Consider the following 18,587-nt stretch of genomic DNA (forward strand, 5'->3'; position numbering starts at 1 on the left):
TATATATCTGGTTTAAAAGTGTATTGAATTATTTTGTGCAAAACTAAGTATTAATAATTTAAAAAAAGCCTTAGTCTGTTTAAAACCAAGGCTTTTTAACAAGAAATAACATAGTGTTAATTATTTAACAAATCTTATTTTTTTAGTAAATCGCGGATTTCAGTTAATAATTCTTCCTGTGTTGGTCCGGCAGGAGGAGCAGGCGCTGCTTCTTCTTTCTTTTTAGTTTTTTCGTAAGCTTTTAAAACCAGGAAGATACAAAGCCCGATGATGATGAAATCTATAATCATCTGAATAAAGTTTCCGTAGTTTACGGTTACAGCAGGAATAACTTCGCCGGCAGCATCGGTAGATGCTTCTTTAAGTACGCATTTTAAATCGGAAAAATTTACATCTCCAAGCATTAAGCCAATAGGAGGCATTAAAATGTCGTTTGTAAATGAAGTTACGATTTTACCAAAAGCGCCGCCAACAATTACGGCGGTTGCCAGATTGATAATGTCGCCTTTCATAAGAAAGGACTTGAAGTCTTTAAAGAAAGCCATACAGTATTTAGGATTGATTAATAAATACTAAAGTATGTAAATTTTCTTATACAGTAGGTTTATTTTGTAATGATGCGTTTTATGCGTTGTGATAAGCCTGTTAAGAGTTCATAAGAAATAGTATTTGCTGTAGCGGCAAAGTCTTCGGCAGTTGGGTTTGTGCCAAAAATAAGAACTTCGTCTCCTTCTTTGCAAGGGATATGGGTTACGTTAACCATTATCATATCCATACATACGTTACCAACAATTGGAGCAGGCTGTCCGTTAATAGTAACAAAGCCTTTGCCATTTCCATATTGTCTGCCAATACCATCGGCATGACCTATGGGAAGCGTAGCGGTTGTAATGGGTTCTGTACTGGTAAAGGCACGGTTATAACCAATACTTTGCCCGGCAGGAATATGGTGAATTTGAGAAATAACTGTTTTTAAAGTAGCTACCGGAATAAAGTTTTTATTTTCTTTTTCGGAGTTGCCATAACCATACATTCCTATGCCGCTTCTTACCATATCCAGATGAGCTTCAGGATAATTTAAAATTCCTGAAGTGTTACAAAGGTGTCTCAAGGGTTTGTAGGGTAATTGGTTTAAAAGGTTGTCTGCAATAGTTTTAAAGCTTGAAATTTGGCCTTTCGTAAATTCCAGTTCCTTTAAATCTTCACTTGCAGCCAGATGAGAAAATATTGAAGCGATTTTAACGCTGTTTTTGTCTTTTAATACGTTCAGGACATCGTCGCATTGGGATTCTGAAAATCCTAAACGATTTAAGCCTGTATTAAATTTTAAATGAATAGGATAAGCGTTTAAGTCTAAACTTTCGGTTAAGGCTATGAATTCCTTTAAAACTTTAAGGCTGTATAAATTAGGTTCTAAGTTGTATTCTATTAAGGTGTAGAAGCTTACGGCTTGTGGGTGTAGCACCAGAATAGGTTTTTTCACTCCGGCCTGTCTTAGGTCAACGCCTTCGCTGGTATATGCTACAGCAAAATAATCGACCTCTAATTGTTCTAAAAAAGGAGCAATGTCCTTGGGTTGACTGCCATAAGCAAAGGCCTTAACCACCGCTAAAAATTTAGTGTCTGCTTTCAGCTTCGATTTAAGGTAATTAATGTTGTGTTCTAAAGCTCTTAAGTCTATTTCCAGTATAGTTTCTTGAGCTTTAGGCATTAGGATTGTCAGGTTTTTGGGAGATGTCTTCGGCATCGTTAACAATCATGTTTTTAACCTTTTCTTTCATCATGGCTTTGTAAAATGCACCGCGACTTAAAGGCTCGTATTCTTCGGTTTCTCCTAGTAAAACCAGTGCGTCGCTAGGCGCTTTTCTGTAGCTGTACTGGGCTAAATTTCCGGTTCTGGTACAAATGGCATGTACCTTAGTAACATATTCGGCTGTAGCCATTAAATTCGGCATTGGCCCAAAAGGGTTGCCTTTAAAATCCATGTCTAAACCGGCAACAATGACGCGGATGCCTTTATTGGCCAGGTCGTTGCAAACCCTTACAATCTCGTCGTCGAAAAACTGAGCTTCATCTATACCAACAACATCACAACCGTCTGCCAGAATAGGAATATTTGCAGCTGCGGGAACAGGGGTAGAGCGAATTTCATTGGCGTCGTGAGAAACAACCATTTCTTCGTTGTAACGTATATCCACAGCAGGTTTAAAGATTTCTACTCTCTGTTTTGCAAATTGTGCACGCTTAAGCCTGCGGATTAATTCTTCGGTCTTTCCAGAGAACATCGATCCGCATATCACTTCTATCCACCCAAATTGTTCTTTATGGTTTACTGTATTTTCGAGAAACATTTTGTAATTTTAACACTAAAATTTGGCAAACTAAGGTTTGCATAAAGGTGGCGTAAATTTATTAAAAATCAAAAGGCGATTGTCGTTTAAATATAAAAGTTATGAAGAAGAAACTGGAACAGGAAGTGATTGGTGTAGCACAGCGAATTATAAATTTGAAAGATTTTAGCGATGTAAATGCAATGCACGCTGAGGTTGCTGTGTTGTACGAAAAACTTTCTGCATTAAAATATCTCGAAGAGAATTACGACGACATTCAATCCACAATAGCAAACGATGCTTCGTTCTTTGGTATGCTGGATTCGGCCTTTAATAATAAAGTTTCTGATAGCTTAGAAATAAATGACTCAGTATATATTAAAGAAGAGCAAAATCATATTCACGAAGAAGAGGAAGACATTGTAGAACCTTTAATGGAAAAGATTAAGGATATCGTTGCACAAATGCCACAAGAGGCAGATGCTGTAGATGATCTTTTTGAGGCTATTACACCAAAGCAGCATTACGAGAAAAATGATTTTGAAGATATAACAGCCGATTTTAAAGAGACCCCGATTTTCGAACCTGTGGCCAATTCGTCCTTAACTAATATAAAACGGTCGTTAAATGATAAATTAAAATCGGGCGGACTTAATATTGGGTTAAACGATAAACTGGCTTTTATAAAACAGTTGTTTGAGGGCAGTAGTGAAGATTATCATCGGGTAATAGCGCAAATAAATACCAGTAGCGATTTTGATGAAGCAAGACATCTAATTCAAAATGTGGTAAAGACCGAATATAACAACTGGGAAGGAAAAGAAGTTTTTGAAGATCGTTTTATGCAGATTATTGAAGCGCGATTTAATTAAACAGCTTTTTTTTATGTGTAAAAAGGGTAAGAATTCCTTCTTTAATTAATTTAGGATCCCGTTTTTTGTGCCCGGAAATTTAATATTGGTTTAATCGCGGTTTATTTCAAAATAACATGAGCAAATTATACATTGTACCCACACCAATCGGTAATCTGGAGGACATGACATTTCGTGCTATAAAAGTCTTAAAAGAAGCCGATTTAATTCTTGCAGAAGATACACGTACCTCAGGAAAACTTTTAAAACATTTTGAAATTTCCACACCTTCGCAATCTCATCATATGCATAACGAGCATAAAACAATCGATGGATTGGTGCAAAAATTAAAGTCGGGAACAACTATAGCTTTAATAAGTGATGCCGGGACTCCGGCTATTTCCGATCCTGGATTTTTATTAACCCGTGCCTGTGTCGAAAATAATATAGAAGTAGAGTGTTTGCCAGGAGCAACAGCATTTGTACCTGCTTTAGTCAATTCGGGACTTCCAAATGATAAATTTGTATTCGAAGGATTTTTGCCGGTTAAAAAGGGCAGACAAACTCGGTTATTACAGCTTGCAGAAGAACCAAGAACTATAATTTTCTACGAATCGCCTCACAAGTTATTGAAAACCCTTGCAAATTTTTGCGAGTATTTTGGAGAAGACCGTCCCGTTTCTGTCTCCAGAGAACTTACTAAACTATATGAGGAAACGATACGAGGCACAGCAAAAGAAGTATTAGAATATTATACTGCTAAACCTCCCAAAGGAGAAATTGTAATAGTTGTAGGAGGAAAGAAATAATTAATAAACTAAGAATATGACAATAGAAGCATTTAAAATAAAATTACAGGAAACACCACAGGATATTATGTTTTCTGATACGATGGATGTTATAGAATCTAATTTTCATTTTACGCCAACTGCGTTTCAAAACGGAACATTAGAAAATAAAGCCGGAGAGAATTCCGGATCTTGTAAGTTATTTGCTTTTGCTAAAGCACAGGGATTTACCAAAGAGGAAACCTTAACTTGTTTTGGGCATTTTTATTTCGAAGATGTGTTAAACGATCCAGAAGGTGCCGGACATCAAAACATCAGAAATTTCATGAAAACCGGATTCGAAGGGTTGCAGTTTGAAGGCGATCCGCTTCAGGCTATTTAAAATTATTAAATACTTAAAAAAAACAAGGTCTTTTTAGATTGAATGGAGTTGTAACAGGTCTTTTTTACAGCTTTTGTGAAATCTTTTCACGGGTGAAGTTTTAGAAATTTTATTTCTTAAATTTATTTCAAACTATAAGCTACCCATTATGACCTTGGAATTTAAAACCTATAATTTAAAGCTAAAACATACTTTTACTATTTCCAGAGAATCTCATGACGTACAACCCACTTTAATTGTAAAGTTAAGTCATGACGGTTTTTATGGGTTGGGCGAGGCGACTTCCAATCCGTATTACAATATTACCGTAGATAAAATGGTAGAAGCGCTTGAGGTTTTAAAATCTGTAATTGAATCTCATCCTAATGAGACCCCGGAAGCTTTTTGGGAACTCATGTATCCACATCTAAAGCACAATATGTTTGCCCTTTGTGCTTTAGATCTGGCGTATAACGATTTGTATGCTAAACGAAAAGGGGAGGTATTATATAAACTCTGGGGCTATAGTATAGAAAATAATCCTAAAACCAATTATACTATAGGTATCGATACTGTAGATAAAATGGTTGCCAAAATGCAGGAAATGCCGTGGCCTATTTATAAAATTAAATTAGGAACCCATGAAGATTTAAAAATAGTAAAAGTACTGCGCGAGTATACTAATGCTGTGTTTCGGGTAGATGCCAATTGTGGCTGGCAGGCAGAGGAAACTATAAATAATGCCATAGCCTTAAAGGAAATGGGTGTAGAGTTTATCGAACAGCCTTTGAAGGCTGGTGATTGGGAAGCTCAAAAAAAAGTCTTCGAAAATTCTGTATTACCAATAATTGCCGATGAAAGTTGCCAGATAGAAGCCGATGTCGATAAATGTTACAATTATTTTCACGGGATTAATGTGAAGCTGGTAAAATGTGGAGGGGTAACTCCAGCCAGAAGAATGCTTCTTCGGGCCAAATCACTAGGAATGAAAACTATGGTGGGATGCATGACCGAATCTACTGTTGGAATTTCAGCAATTGCACATTTATTACCACTTTTAGATTATGTAGACATGGATGGCGCTTTGTTATTGTCCGAAGATATTGCCACGGGGGTCTCTATAAAAGAAGGTGTAATTACCTATAGTGAATTAAATGGAATTGGTGCAAATTTGATTTAGAATTCATGCAGGTTAATAATTTTCCGGACAGAGTTATTCAGGGAGAAAACGAGTCTTATATCTATTTTGGGGGAACGTCTTATTTAGGCATGTCTACGCTGCCTGAATTTCAGGAGCAGTTATTCGAAAGTTTAAAACAATGGGGAACGAGCTATGGAAGCTCCAGAAATTCTAATATTAAATTACAGGTTTACTCCGATTTTGAAAATCAGTTTTCTGCCTTTGTAGGTGCTTCAAGTGCCTTAGCAGTGTCTTCAGGAACTTTAGCAGGTAAGCTGGTTTTAGATTATTTTTCCAGGACATATAGGAGAATCTATCATTACCCTATGAGTCATCCGGCCATATTAGTAAAGGAAAGTATGCCGCTGTATAATGGAAATTCTTTAAATCCGGAGTTGTTAAGCAATACGGCTGAAGAAATTGTAATTGTTCTTGATGCGGTATTGTCATCACAAGTAAAACCAACCTCACTGGAATTCTTAAATCACATTCCTGCTCAAAAACAGATTACTCTTGTTATAGATGAATCTCATAGTCTGGGGATTGTAGGTAACGAAGGTCGAGGTATTTTTAGCTCTATAAAAGCTCCAAACATTAACCGAAAAATACTGGTTGCGTCTATGGCGAAGGCCTTGGGGCTTTCGGCAGGAGTAATTGCTTCCGATAAAGAAACAATAGATGCTTTAGGGCAGGAAATTAGTTTTGTGTCGTCATCTGGAGCTAATCCGGCATATTTGGATACATATATGAAATCTGATCGCTTGTATGCTGAACAACGCAAAAAATTAAAGGAAAACCTAGAGATTTTTTTTAAAGGGGTGGAGTTGCCTGCGGATTTTAAATACGAGAAAAATTATCCGGTAATTTATTGTGAGCAGCGTGGCGTTTATGAGCGTTTGTTAGAAGAAAATATGGTTATTGCCAATTTTAAATATCCGAATTATAAAGAGCAACTTAGTCGGATTGTAATTTCCGCCAACCACACAAAATCCGATTTAAGTAAATTAAAAAATGTCTTAATTAATCTGTAATAATAGTAAGTCATTTTTAGTATAAAAACCAATAGGAACTAATTGTTATGAGTAAATTGAATCTGTTAAGAAAAGTGTTAAGTGTCTTATTTCTAGGGTTGTTTTTATTGGGCTGTAAGCCTGCTCGTATCCGAAAAGAAGTTACCCGGCAACTTGAAAATCCTTTTTACAACAATCAATTTACAGGTTTGCTGGTTGTTAATCCAAAAACCAAGGACACTGTTTTTAGTTATAATGCTGACAGGTATTTCACGCCGGCAAGTAATACCAAATTATTTACACTTTATACCGCTTTAAAATTTCTGCCGGACAGTATTCCTGCTTTTAAATACAGTGTAATTAAAGATACTTTACACCTTTTAGGTACCGGGAATCCTGCGTTTTTACATCCGTATTTTCAGGATAGCACAGCTTTAAAGTTTGCTGGAAAATATAAAAATGTAAATGTGATTTTAAATAATCTGGACGACGATAAATATGGTCCTGGTTGGGCCTGGGAAGATTACGATCGGTATTTTAGTCCGGAGCGCAGTAGTTTTCCTGTGTACGGTAATGTGCTGAGTATAAGCAATACCAATAATAGCTTGCAAACAACCCCGGCGGTTTTTAAGGAAAACGTTCAGGTGTTGCAGCATTCTAGTCAAAGAGCATATAACAATAATACTTTTTATTATAACCCTAAACGTCGCGATACAATAGAAGTGCCTATGGTTTTAAATCCTGCAGTTTTTGATAGTCTATGGCAGAATATTTTACCTGGTAAAGTTAAAATTACTAATTACAAAGGCCAGAAAATGGATGAGGTTGCATATGGTATGCCTTCGGATACCTTGTATAAAAGAATGATGCTTGTGAGTGATAATTTTTTAGCCGAACAGATTCTTATTTTATCAGCTTCAACATTGTCAGATACTTTAAGCTCCAAAAAAATTAGGGCGAACGTTTTAGAAACTTATCTTAAAGATTTAAAGCAAAAACCAAGATGGGTAGATGGTTCGGGCTTAAGCCGCTATAACTTGTTTACGCCGTTGTCTTTTGTGCAGGTATTATCAAAATTATATGCAGATATCCCGGAAGACAGACTTTTCAATCTATTCCCGGTAGGCGGGCAGTCTGGAACCTTGAAGCATTATTATTCAGGTAAGGATAGACCTTATATTTATGCTAAATCCGGTACGGTTGGTAATAACTATGCGTTAAGTGGATATCTGCTTACTAATTCTGGAGAAACCTTAATTTTTAGTTTTATGAATAACCATTATACTACTTCTACAAAAGCTGTAAAACAGCACATGACACAGGTGTTTGAATGGTTAAGGGATAACTATTAATGGCTGTTTTAACCGCGGGTTTTAAAAAATTAAGTGGTATTTTTGATCTGTTAAATTTTAAATCTAAAATCATGTCGCATATCGTTACTACCCAGTGGAAGAAGAATGTTCAATTTGAATCGGATAATCCCAGCGGGCATAAAGTCCTGATAGATTTAGGTCCGGAAAATGGTGGAAAAGGGGAAGGCTTGCGTCCAAAAGCATTAATGCTTACAGCTTTGGCAGGATGCTCTGGTGTAGATATTACCCCGATGCTGGAAAAGATGAAGGTAGAAATTGAAGATTTTAAAATTGTTATAGAAGGGCATCTAACAGAAGATACGCCTTCATACTATCACACTGTAACTGTAGATTATCATTTTTATGGGAAAGATCTGGATGAAAAAAAGATAAATCGCGCAGTAAATCTTTCAGTAGATAAATATTGTGGTGTTATGGAAATGTTTCGTCGTTTTGCCGAAATAAAAGTTACTTCACATTTTCATAACAGCTAATAAAGGAAATAAAGGTCTGGTTTAACATCCGCCCTCTGCTTTGCGTTTCTTTTTCTTTTCAACTGTAATTACTTTTTTAGGAACATTGACGGTTGGTGGAATTATGGTATTGGAGCTATCCAGATGTTTTTTTGAGTCCGAAATATACTCATTAATATCGTAAGGTAGATGTTCTGTTTTAGCCTCTTTCGTGATAAGTTTGTTCTGCGAGTAACTGAGTGCTACAGGAAGAATTTTAAGATTGTCAAATCCTAATTGGTATAGAATTAAGAAAGGGATGTTGGCTTCTTCAGGAGTGGCTCCATAAAGCGCCGTGGGTGTATCTGAATTTTTTAGGTCTTGCAGTAGTTTTTGCGAGGCTTCATTTAGAATGTCAGACGAAGGTATATTTATGGCATTTTGTAAATGACCTTTATTATACTCGTAAGGGTTTCTGATATCTATAAAAGTTACGTCTTGATTTTCGATAAGAGAATAAGGGAGAAAATAATCCTTAGCGCTAATTTTCTCTAATGTATTTTTAGTGTTAAATGCGTAGGTGTTTTTAGGGCGTTTAAAAGTTAAAAATCCTATAAGTACAGCGAGTATAAACAGGGTTGTGGCGATTGAAATCTGTTTGGTTTTTTCTAATTCTTTCATGATAAATAGGTATAAGGTCAATTTCAGACTTAACAGCCTCCTTCTGCTTTGCGCTTCTTTTTCTTTTCTACGGTAATTACCTTTTTAGGTGTTGTAGCGACGGTAGGTAACTCCGTACCTAAATTTTGATCCGGGTATGCTACGCCATAATACATACTGGCTGCCTTTCTGGTAGCATATAGTTTAAAGTCTGCCTCGGGCATGGCCTCGCTTGGTTTAGTAGGGTTGATAATGGTACTATACCAGGTGTTGAGGCCTCCTTGTAAAACGTGTAGATTCTTAAATCCTAGGCGGTCACACAGCATCCAGGCCTGATCGGCATAAAAGGAGTCGTTAGAATAGAACACGACGTCAAACTGGTCTTGGTTGAGGTAGGTAAGAGAGTCTTCGTCCAACAGTTTTGAAAGTGGGATATTAATGGCATTGGGTAAGCTATAATTATTATAGCTTTCTTCGTCCCTTACGTCTACCAAAATAAAGGAAGGGTCCTGGCTAATGAGTCTATGGGAAATATCATCGGTAGAAATATAACGCTCCGGGCTGATGGCATGGCTTAATAATTGTTTAGAGCGTATACCTTCCTGTTTGTCGTATTTAGGAAGTAACACTAATCCTCCAGCTAAAATAATCAGTGTCACGGCCAGAATTTGATATCTGTTTGAAAGAAATTTTATAGTTTTCTTCTGGTTCATGTTATTTTGGTTTAATTAGTAAAACACACTTTTTACCTTTTTTCGAACAATATCGGCAATTCCAAACGCCACTACGGCAATAATGGCAAAAACAAAAATGACCCAGTACGGATTCCAGCCAAAGGAATCTATCAAAGTAATATTGCCAAAGTTAAAACCGTCGTAGATAGGTTCGAAAAGATTGAAAAGCTCTGAAAAGATAAAGACACCAACCATAATACCGAAAACATATACCCAGGCATCCAATTTACCAATGGCTACGGCACACAAACTGGTGCCAGGGCAGAACCCACCGGTTACAAAACCAGCTCCCATAATAACACCGCCAATGATGGCTCCCCATAGGTAAGTTGGGTGCACGTAGAGTTTTGAGATATCCAGATATCCTAGGTAATCCATATAGTAAATGCCAATTACAGATACAGCTGCTGCGGTAAAGAATACTTTCAACACGGCGAAATCGTAACCGTAAAATACACCCGCCAATTTTCGTGAGGATGAGAAGCCGGAAGCTTCTAATACAAATCCAAAGGCAATACCAATAAATATTGCAATAATACTATCCCATTCTGCAGGGATATAACCACCAGGAATTAAAGGTCCCATAATTCTATTTTTTAAGTTTTAAATCCAGTTCTTTCTAAAGAAATAAGCAAAGGCATAGGCCGATCCAAAAATGGCCAACATGGTTAGGAAGCCACCTGTAGACAAAACAGCCATGCCGCTTAAAGCAGCACCACTGGTACATCCTCTTGCAATTTGAGCGCCTAATCCAAATAATATGCCTCCAATTAGTGCAAAAATCAAACGGCGTTTCGTTGTAATTTTCGGCGAATGCTGAACGCGCCATTTTATACGGCCGCTGATACTTCCCGAAATAAACGCGCCAATTAAAATGCCTAAGGCTTCAAATACCAGCCAGGTGTTCATAGGTGATTTATCATCTGTTATAAACTGACTGTAATAGCCATTGTTTTCGGCGTGTTTGGGAGCTATGTTTTCAACTACCGTTACCACGCTGCTTTTTATAGCACCACTTGCTCCTAAACCTCTTCCGGTGAGATAAAAGGTGAAAATAATGATGATGCCCAAAAGGAAACCTCCAAAATAAGGGTTCCAGTATTGGTGTGGGTTTGTTTTAAATTTTGTATTCATATCAAATAATTTAATAGAGGTATCGGGTTAATTGTCCTGCTTCTACCATAATAAACCTAAAAAGAAGTCCGCCAATTATAACTAAGGCAGCCGGCACGGCAACAGGAACTTTATAGCCAAATAATTCAATAACTTCTAATATGGCAGGTACGAGTAATCCAAGTAAGATTACAAAGCCAAAAAACATCAGGGTAAATTCACCGCCTACCAAAAGGTCCATGGCTTCCAATTGTACTTGCGAACCTGCATAATAGCCCATAATCATATGGGTTATCAGTGCAATTTCTATAACAATAAGACCTAAATCTATTTTACTGAACAGATGACGTTCTTCTCTGTTTCTGGACAGTAAAATAATGGCTGCGGCTCCTGTAGATAAACCAGAGGTTAAGAACAGTGGCCCCAGAATAGCATTGTTCCACAGAGGACGTGCATTAAAGGCCGATAATAAAATACCTGTATACACCCCCAAAATTATCGATAAGGGAACAAGGGCATATGCCATATAGGTTCTGTTGGTGATAAGGAATTTTTCAAATTTTTCCAGAAACTTAAATTTTTTAAATAGTTTGAGTTTCAATTCCAAGTTAGGAAAGGTTCTTCTGTAATAGCTAAACATCCATAAAAAGGACAGGGGTGTGGTAATCAAGAGCACCCAAGCGCCCCAGGACATTGGGGATTCTATCCTAAAAGTAGTGTATAATCTCCAGGTGTATAATGGATGTGTTAAATCGTAAACCAGAGCCAATAGGCCAATGGATAGGGCGATTGGCGGTATAACAGCGGCTGCTTTCAGAGCGGGATACTGCTTTTCTTTTCCCATAAGGTAGAATAAAGCTGCAAAGAATAGGATACCTGCAGCAAGTCCTCCCAAAAATAGATACAGGGAGATGGGCCAATGCCAAATTTGTAATGAAGGATCAATGTTTGGAATATTTCGGCCGCTTGTAAATAGTTCTTCTTCCATGGTACTTAAGCGTTAAATGAGATAAAACACGTGAGGATCGGTTCCTGCTTCTGGGGATAGGGTTTTATGTTTTCTGTTTTTCAACAATTGTGATATTTCGCTATTCGGGTCGTCCAAATCGCCAAAATACATGCATTTTGTTGGGCATACAGAGACACATGCGGGCTGTTGCCCTTTTTCCAATCGGTGATGGCAAAACGTACATTTGTCTACATAACCATCTGGGTGTTGGTATCTGGCATCGTAAGGACAGGATTCTATACAGGCGCCACACCCTATACATTGGTCGGCAGTCACCAAAACAATGCCGCCTTCTACAACATGGCTAGCGCCAGTTGGGCAGCATCTTACACATGGCGGATTGGCGCAATGGTTGCAACGTTCCGAGCGCAATTCCAATTCTAGGTTAGGGTAGGAACCGCTAACAGCTTCAGTAATCCAATCCCTGCAATAGCCATGGGGCACATTGTTTTCTGTTTGGCAAGCGACCACACAGTCACTGCAGCCAACACATTTTAAGGTGTCTATCACCATTGCATATCTCATACCATTGTATTTTTATGTGGGTCTTCGGTTAAAATAGAAACAAAGTTTCCTCTTAATCCGGTACCACCCATTAGTGGATCTACGACGATTTGGGAAATAAGTTCGGCGTCACTGGCACCTTTTCCAAAGGCGCGGGTCAATTTTTTATTGTTATGGCCAAAGCCGTGGTACATATACACAGAATCCCAACGAATACGCTCTGTAACTCTCACTTTGATAGGGAAGGCAGATAGAATGCCATCTTGGTTTTTAAGCCAAACGGGTTGGTCTTTTTTAAGATCTAGGATTCGGGCTACCCTAGGGTTGACCCAAAGGGTGTTTTCATTTTTTAAATCACTTAGATAAGGATTGTTGATCGTTCTGCTGAATGTGTGCATTGGAGATCTTCCGTAATTTAGCCTATAAAATCCTTGAGGTGGTTGCGGATGGTGTGTGTAGACAGGCATAGGATCGAATCCTAAATCTTCCAATTCCTGAGAATAGAATTCTATTTTACCGCTTTGGGTACCAAATTCATAATCCTGTCCTTCTTCAAGGAATAGTGGTCCCGAGGTTCTTTCGAAGTTCTTAACACCAATCTTTTTCATTTCATCCAACGACGTCCCCAATTTATTGAGTTGCCATTCAATCACCTCTTCAAAATCGTTGTAATTAAAATAGTCGCCCAAACCAATACGGTCACCAATTTGTTTACTGATCCACCAAGCCGGTTTGGAATTGTATTTAGGTTTTACAGCCGGTATACGAACGGCAATGGACGGATGTCTGTTAGTGGCAGAGCGAATACCGTCATAACGTTCCAAATAGGTGCATTCCGGCAGTACCACATCGGCGTAACCTGTGATTTCCATGGGCATGGTATCTACCACGACCAAAAATTCAACGGCGTTAATAGCTTCAAGGGTTTGTTCTCGCTGTGGTAGGGTGTTTATTAAATTGGTTCCGGCAATCATCCATGCTTTAATAGGGTATGGATTATCTTCATTAGGAATGGTAGCTTTGACTACTTCCGAAGTATTGCCCATTTCGGCAAATGGATATTGCTGACCTATTTCATGCCAGCCCCATTTAGGTTCTGGATAGGCTGGATGCGGATATTTTGGAATACTGATTTTTTCTTTAAAATAGAAGCCACCTCGGTTACCCCAAGAGCCCAACAGCCCATTTAAAATGGCAATGGCTCGTTCGCGTTGCGAGTCGTCTCCATACCAGGTCACATGGCGTCCTGGGTGAACGATAGTAGCTGGGGCGGCCGCAGCCATAAGGCGAGCAGTTTCCCTGATGCTATCAGGTTTTATGGTTGTGATGCCGTAGGCCCATTCCGGGGTATATGGTTTTACGTGGGCTTTTAGTTCCTCGAAACCAATGGCATATTTTTCAACGTATTTTTTATTGTAAAGCTCTTCTTCAATCAACACATGCATCCAAGAGAGTAGTAGGGCAATGTCAGTCGCGGGTTTGATAGGCAACCAATGCGACGATTTACTGGCCGCCGTAGAAAATCTAGGATCTACGGTAATAATCGTGGCGCCATTATCGATGGCATCGGACATCTCTTGAACCTGCGTATTGTGCATGTTCTCTCCAATGTGGGAGCCAATAAGCACTAAGCATTTGGTATCCCGAATATCGGTAGGTTCTGGAGAGCCTACCCATGAGCCGAAGGTGAGTCCAAAGCCCGTTTCTCTTGGGCCTCTACATTGTGCGTAGGCAGGTTCAGCAATGGTGTCGGAACCATAGGCTTTAAAGAGGTGTTCCAAATGACTTCCTGGAGACCCGTGTTTTAAAAGCGCGAACGATTCAGGGCCGTACTTCTGTTTAATTTCTGTGAATTTCTCGGCAATCAGGTCCAAGGCCTCCTCCCAACTGGCTTCCCTATAAGTTTCTTCACCGTTTATGGTGGTTCTTATTAAAGGTGTTTTAAGGCGATCTTCATCGCTGTACATGCCAATTCCTCCCGTACCTCTTGGGCAGAGTCTTCCGTTACAGTGCGGGTCATCATCATTTCCAATCACTTTTTTGATGTCGCCAGTTTCGTCTGTATAGGCCCATGCGGCACATTTCCAAAAGCATACCTCACAATAGGTAGCAGTTCTGGAAAGTTTTTTGGCAAGGTTCTCTTTTACGGCAGCATCCAAGAGTGGATTGGGCGCTAATAAATTGACTGCTGAAGAGGAAAGTGCTAAGCCCCCTAACCCTAAAGCTGAAATTTTGATGAATTTTCTTCTGGATGTCACCATAGCTATTTGGATTCGTTCTTAAAGTTAAGGAATTTTTTAATCTTTTTAGACAGTTTAAAAGTATCATTTCTACACTTGGTTTCTTGTAACAATTGTTACAGTTGAAGCTCTTTTTTGATAGTGTTTTGGGGGTAGATTTATTGTAAATTTGAACAAGCGCTCACTATGAAAGAAAAGACCTATTTTAGATGGATTTTTGCACTGGCCATTTTGTTATTTGGCTTGCTTTATGTTGTGAGGCATACGGATGTTTTTAGGTCTCAGGAATTTTCAGTGGAGCAATATGAAGGTAAGGTTGTTTCTGGAGGTGAATCCTGTTTGCAGTGCCATCAGCAAACCAAGGGGTTTTCAGAATACCACAATCCGGAACTCATAGGCTGCGCCAATTGCCATTTGGGAAATACAAGTTCCTTTAATAAAGAGGAAGCGCATGAAAGCATGGTTTTGATACCGGGTAATTTAGCCGATGCCCAAAAGACCTGTGGAAAATGCCATGCCAACGAATTACACAATGTAGAGCACTCCCTTATGACTACCAATAGTGGGTTGGTGGCGGTCGATAAATTTGTGTTTGGTGAAGCCGATAGCTTGAATGCCTATTACCACATTAAAGACTTGCAGTATTCGGCTGCCGATAAACACTTACGGGATTTATGTGCCAATTGCCATTTGGGAGCCCAAAAAACCGATTATGGGCCTATTACCCAATTAAGTCGGGGGGGAGGGTGCAATGCTTGTCATTTAAATTATTCCCAACAAGCCAAAGCAGACCTTTCTAGTTACATGGTATCTAACAAAACCCAGCTGCCACAAGTACATCCTTCCAATGATGTGTTTATGGATGATACCCATTGTTTTGGCTGCCATAGCCGTTCCAGTAGGATTTCCACCAATTACATAGGGCTTCAGGAAACTTTATTGGATGAAGCTGAGGTGGTCCATGCCAAGGGGTATGTGGTATTGGAAGACAAAAGAGTCTATAAGCAGTTACAGGAAGACGTACATCATACAAAGGGTCTATTGTGTATCGATTGTCATTCCTCGCATGAGGTGATGGGAGATGGTAAGACCTATGCCCACGCCGAAGATGCCGTTACCCTGCAATGCAATGATTGCCATTTCAAATCCAAGCCTCGTACGGTTCCTTTCGATTCAATTGATAGGGAAAGTAGATTGGTTTATTTACATAGAGGTTATGAGCACCGTGACAAAGAAATATTAATTGCAGAAAAAGATGGGCACCCTTTAATAAATACCTATGTGGACTCTTTGGGGAATGCCTTTTTAATTGGAAAAAAGGATCAGAAATTGCATCCTTTGGCTCCCCAATCGGCTGTGTGTTCTCGTGACAATGCCCATAAAAATGTGAGTTGTAGTGCCTGTCATTCCTCATGGACGCCACGTTGCATTGGTTGCCACAATAAGTTTGAAGGCAATGAAGCCCAGGCCTTCGATTTGTTGGATAAGAAATTGGTGAAAGGCCAATGGAAGGAATATGTTGCTGAGTTTTCGGCCTCGCAACCGGCTTTAGGAGTTAGGGAACATAACGACGGTATTATGGTTGAACCCGCCATACCGGGGATGGTCATGACCATAGATAAAGGTAGCTACAGCGGTCAACCTGATACCGATGTGTCCTTTCATAGACTCTTTGCTCCAAATTCACCACATACCACTACTAAAGCGGTGCGCGACTGTAAATCCTGCCATGCCAATCCCTATACTTTGGGCTATGGCAACGGAACTTTGGTATATCAAACAAATAAAGAAATAGGGGAATGGGTCTTTACTCCAGAATATGCCTTAAATCCTAACGATGGTTTACCGGAAGATGCCTGGATTCCTTTTATGAAGGAGGGAACTGCCCAAGAGCCAACATCAACAAGAACCAATTTCAGGCCTTTTAATGTTGAAGAACAAAAGCGTTTGTTATTGGTTGGGGCATGTTTACAGTGCCATGATGATGATTCCAAAGTCATGCAGCAAACCTTGGAACAGGGATTGGAGATGAGTCTGAAACAATTGAGCAAGGCTTGTATTTTACCTGAGTAATATTTTATTTTAAAAATGTAAGCTCTTTTTTATTAGTATTTGGGTTTATAATGATTAAAATGAAAGGATAATTGTTTTAAATAGAAAAATATTGTGGTGTTAAGTAAATGTTTCGCAGTTTTGCAGAGGTAAATGTATACAGGCATTTACGCGATGGTAAAAAACAGACTTCAGATTTAAGACTATGCGTTGGACTTTAAAGCCAAAACCAGATTTAAATAAAGTATCAGCATTAAAAAACGCCTTACAGGTAGACGATTTAACAGCGTCTTTACTTATTCAACGGGGCATTGAAACGTTCGAAGAAGCCAGGTCATTTTTCAGACCTGATTTAAATGCGCTTCACGATCCGTATTTAATGAAAGATATGGATAAGGCTGTTGCGCGAATTGAGCTTGCTTTAGAGCGCGGAGAAAATATTCTGGTTTATGGTGATTACGATGTGGATGGAACAACGTCGGTTGCTTTAATGAGTTCGTATTTAAGGACGCGTCAGGATAATGTAGCGACCTATATTCCAGATCGCTATGATGAAGGTTATGGCGTGTCTTTTAAAGGAATAGATTTCGCCGATGATAACGACTTTACTTTAATTGTGGCTTTAGACTGTGGTATAAAAGCAATTGATAAGGTCGCATACGCCAAGCAAAAAGGTATCGATTTTATTATTTGTGATCATCACCGACCGGGCGCGGAAATCCCTGAAGCTGCTGCGGTACTCGATCCAAAACGCGAAGACTGTAACTATCCGTACAAAGAATTGTGTGGTTGTGGCGTCGGCTTTAAGCTAATTCAGGCGCTGGCTGATAGACAAGGCTTAACTATTCAGGATTTAGGAACGTATCTGGATTTAGTCGCAACAGCAATTGGAGCAGATATTGTACCCATTACCGGAGAAAACAGAATTCTGGCCTATTACGGGTTAGAGGTTATAAATAGTTCACCCAGAGCAGGAATACAATCTATTTTAAATCAGGTAGACAAAACCGAGTTTACGATTACCGATGTGGTATTTATTGTAGCGCCAAGGATAAATGCAGCAGGACGAATGAAGCACGGAAATTATGCAGTCCAGTTGTTAACCGAAACAGATCTTAATTTAGCAGAACAATACGCTGCCGAAATTGAAAGTTTTAATCTAGACCGAAGAGAAGCCGATCAGGATATTACAAAGCAGGCCTTAAGTCAGATAGAACAAAATAAGGAACAGGATAGGTTAACCACAGTGGTGTATCAGGACGACTGGCACAAAGGCGTAATTGGCATTGTGGCTTCGCGATTAACAGAAACCTATTACAGGCCCACTCTGGTATTTACTAAAAGTGGCGACAAGTTGGCGGCATCTGCCCGTTCAGTAATCGGGTTCGATGTTTATAATGCCCTTGAAGCCTGCAGTGAACACATCGAGCAGTTTGGAGGACATAAATATGCAGCGGGTTTAACTTTGAAAGAAGAAAACTACGAGGCTTTTAAACAGGCTTTTGAAGATGCTGTAAGTAATACGATAGACAGAAAATTGCTAACCCCGGAAATAAAAATCGATGCCAACATTGATTTGAAAGATATCACACCTAAGTTCTATCGTATTTTAAAACAATTTGCGCCTTTTGGTCCCGGTAATATGACCCCAATTTTTATGAGTGAAGATATTCTGGATACGGGATACAGCAAGCAGGTGGGGAAAGAACAAGATCATTTAAGAGTCGTATTAAAACAACGAAATTCGCCCACATTTACGGGTATTGGTTTTGGTCTGGGTGAAAAAATTTCGGTAATGTCTACAACAAAACCTTGTAGTATAGTGTATTCTGTGGACGAAAATCACTGGAATGGTACGGTGAGTTTGCAATTAAAATTGCGGGACTTAAATTAAAGCTCCTGCTTTTAAGGTTTCTTCATCTAGTTTAGAAATTCACTTTTGTACATTTGT

The 18,587-nt window shown here is 39.0% G+C and carries 19 protein-coding genes; 9 read left to right on the forward strand and 10 right to left on the reverse strand.

Annotation, left to right across the window (positions count from 1 at the left end; all coding sequences use genetic code 11):
* Window positions 1-134: 134 nt before the first annotated feature.
* Genes mscL through I3217_RS13415 form a run of 3 tightly spaced genes read right to left on the reverse strand, consistent with a single transcriptional unit; the run spans window position 135 to window position 2,351 of the window.
* The gene (gene mscL, locus I3217_RS13405) at window positions 135-545 is read right to left on the reverse strand and encodes a large-conductance mechanosensitive channel protein MscL (RefSeq protein WP_435050272.1); all 411 of its coding nucleotides are present in this window, start codon (window positions 543-545) and stop codon (window positions 135-137) included.
* A gap of 59 nt (window positions 546-604) precedes the next feature.
* Complete coding sequence (gene alr, locus I3217_RS13410; RefSeq protein ID WP_435050273.1) at window positions 605-1,711, reverse strand: alanine racemase; 1,107 nt, start codon at window positions 1,709-1,711, stop codon at window positions 605-607.
* Entirely contained in the window at window positions 1,704-2,351 is a 648-nt protein-coding gene (locus I3217_RS13415) for a thymidine kinase (RefSeq protein ID WP_435050274.1), read from the reverse strand. Before I3217_RS13415 ends, alr begins: the two co-directional genes overlap by 8 nt.
* Before the next feature lie 101 nt (window positions 2,352-2,452).
* On the opposite strand from I3217_RS13415, the gene I3217_RS13420 reads away from it, so the two are divergent.
* The 7 genes from I3217_RS13420 (at window position 2,453) to I3217_RS13450 (ending at window position 8,366) form a co-directional block, all read left to right on the forward strand.
* Complete coding sequence (locus I3217_RS13420) at window positions 2,453-3,202, forward strand: hypothetical protein (RefSeq protein WP_435050275.1); 750 nt, start codon at window positions 2,453-2,455, stop codon at window positions 3,200-3,202.
* Window positions 3,203-3,318: 116 nt separating this feature from the next.
* On the forward strand, window positions 3,319-3,990 hold the full coding sequence (rsmI, locus tag I3217_RS13425) for a 16S rRNA (cytidine(1402)-2'-O)-methyltransferase (RefSeq protein WP_435050276.1): 672 nt from the start codon (window positions 3,319-3,321) through the stop codon (window positions 3,988-3,990).
* A gap of 16 nt (window positions 3,991-4,006) precedes the next feature.
* Window positions 4,007-4,351: a HopJ type III effector protein gene (locus I3217_RS13430; protein WP_435050277.1), complete on the forward strand. Its 345-nt coding sequence runs from the start codon at window positions 4,007-4,009 to the stop codon at window positions 4,349-4,351.
* A gap of 148 nt (window positions 4,352-4,499) precedes the next feature.
* Window positions 4,500-5,510 (forward strand): dipeptide epimerase, encoded by a 1,011-nt coding sequence (locus I3217_RS13435; protein WP_435050278.1) that lies wholly within the window; start codon window positions 4,500-4,502, stop codon window positions 5,508-5,510.
* 5 nt (window positions 5,511-5,515) lie between these two features.
* Window positions 5,516-6,541 carry an aminotransferase class I/II-fold pyridoxal phosphate-dependent enzyme gene (locus I3217_RS13440; protein ID WP_435050279.1) on the forward strand — a complete coding sequence of 342 codons (1,026 nt, stop codon included), beginning with the start codon at window positions 5,516-5,518 and terminating at the stop codon, window positions 6,539-6,541.
* 47 nt (window positions 6,542-6,588) lie between these two features.
* Window positions 6,589-7,872, forward strand: a complete 1,284-nt coding sequence (locus I3217_RS13445) for a D-alanyl-D-alanine carboxypeptidase/D-alanyl-D-alanine-endopeptidase (protein WP_435050280.1) — start codon at window positions 6,589-6,591, stop codon at window positions 7,870-7,872.
* Between the two features lie 71 nt (window positions 7,873-7,943).
* Window positions 7,944-8,366, forward strand: a complete 423-nt coding sequence (locus tag I3217_RS13450) for an OsmC family protein (protein WP_435050281.1) — start codon at window positions 7,944-7,946, stop codon at window positions 8,364-8,366.
* Window positions 8,367-8,387: 21 nt separating this feature from the next.
* Here the strand turns inward: I3217_RS13450 and I3217_RS13455 are convergent, their stop codons facing one another.
* From I3217_RS13455 to I3217_RS13485, 7 genes are read right to left on the reverse strand one after another with little or no spacing between them, the layout of a single operon-like run.
* Window positions 8,388-9,005: a rhodanese-like domain-containing protein gene (locus I3217_RS13455; protein WP_435050282.1), complete on the reverse strand. Its 618-nt coding sequence runs from the start codon at window positions 9,003-9,005 to the stop codon at window positions 8,388-8,390.
* Window positions 9,006-9,034: 29 nt separating this feature from the next.
* Window positions 9,035-9,697 (reverse strand): rhodanese-like domain-containing protein, encoded by a 663-nt coding sequence (locus tag I3217_RS13460; RefSeq protein ID WP_435050283.1) that lies wholly within the window; start codon window positions 9,695-9,697, stop codon window positions 9,035-9,037.
* Window positions 9,698-9,712: 15 nt separating this feature from the next.
* Complete coding sequence (locus tag I3217_RS13465; RefSeq protein ID WP_435050284.1) at window positions 9,713-10,303, reverse strand: YeeE/YedE thiosulfate transporter family protein; 591 nt, start codon at window positions 10,301-10,303, stop codon at window positions 9,713-9,715.
* Between the two features lie 18 nt (window positions 10,304-10,321).
* Entirely contained in the window at window positions 10,322-10,852 is a 531-nt protein-coding gene (locus I3217_RS13470) for a YeeE/YedE thiosulfate transporter family protein (RefSeq protein WP_435050285.1), read from the reverse strand.
* A 10-nt stretch (window positions 10,853-10,862) separates the two neighbouring features.
* Entirely contained in the window at window positions 10,863-11,819 is a 957-nt protein-coding gene (nrfD, locus tag I3217_RS13475; RefSeq protein ID WP_435050286.1) for an NrfD/PsrC family molybdoenzyme membrane anchor subunit, read from the reverse strand.
* 12 nt (window positions 11,820-11,831) lie between these two features.
* Entirely contained in the window at window positions 11,832-12,365 is a 534-nt protein-coding gene (locus I3217_RS13480) for a 4Fe-4S dicluster domain-containing protein (RefSeq protein ID WP_053976641.1), read from the reverse strand.
* On the reverse strand, window positions 12,362-14,605 hold the full coding sequence (locus I3217_RS13485; RefSeq protein ID WP_435050287.1) for a molybdopterin-containing oxidoreductase family protein: 2,244 nt from the start codon (window positions 14,603-14,605) through the stop codon (window positions 12,362-12,364). The genes I3217_RS13480 and I3217_RS13485 overlap by 4 nt, the downstream gene beginning before the upstream one ends.
* Window positions 14,606-14,770: 165 nt before the next feature.
* Here I3217_RS13485 and I3217_RS13490 point away from each other — a divergent pair, with 165 nt between their 5' ends.
* Window positions 14,771-16,657 (forward strand): hypothetical protein, encoded by a 1,887-nt coding sequence (locus tag I3217_RS13490; protein WP_435050288.1) that lies wholly within the window; start codon window positions 14,771-14,773, stop codon window positions 16,655-16,657.
* 184 nt (window positions 16,658-16,841) lie between these two features.
* Window positions 16,842-18,530 (forward strand): single-stranded-DNA-specific exonuclease RecJ, encoded by a 1,689-nt coding sequence (gene recJ, locus I3217_RS13495; protein ID WP_435050289.1) that lies wholly within the window; start codon window positions 16,842-16,844, stop codon window positions 18,528-18,530.
* Window positions 18,531-18,587 lie beyond the last annotated feature (57 nt).

This window comes from Formosa sp. S-31 (assembly GCF_051172795.1).
GTDB lineage: Bacteria > Bacteroidota > Bacteroidia > Flavobacteriales > Flavobacteriaceae > Formosa.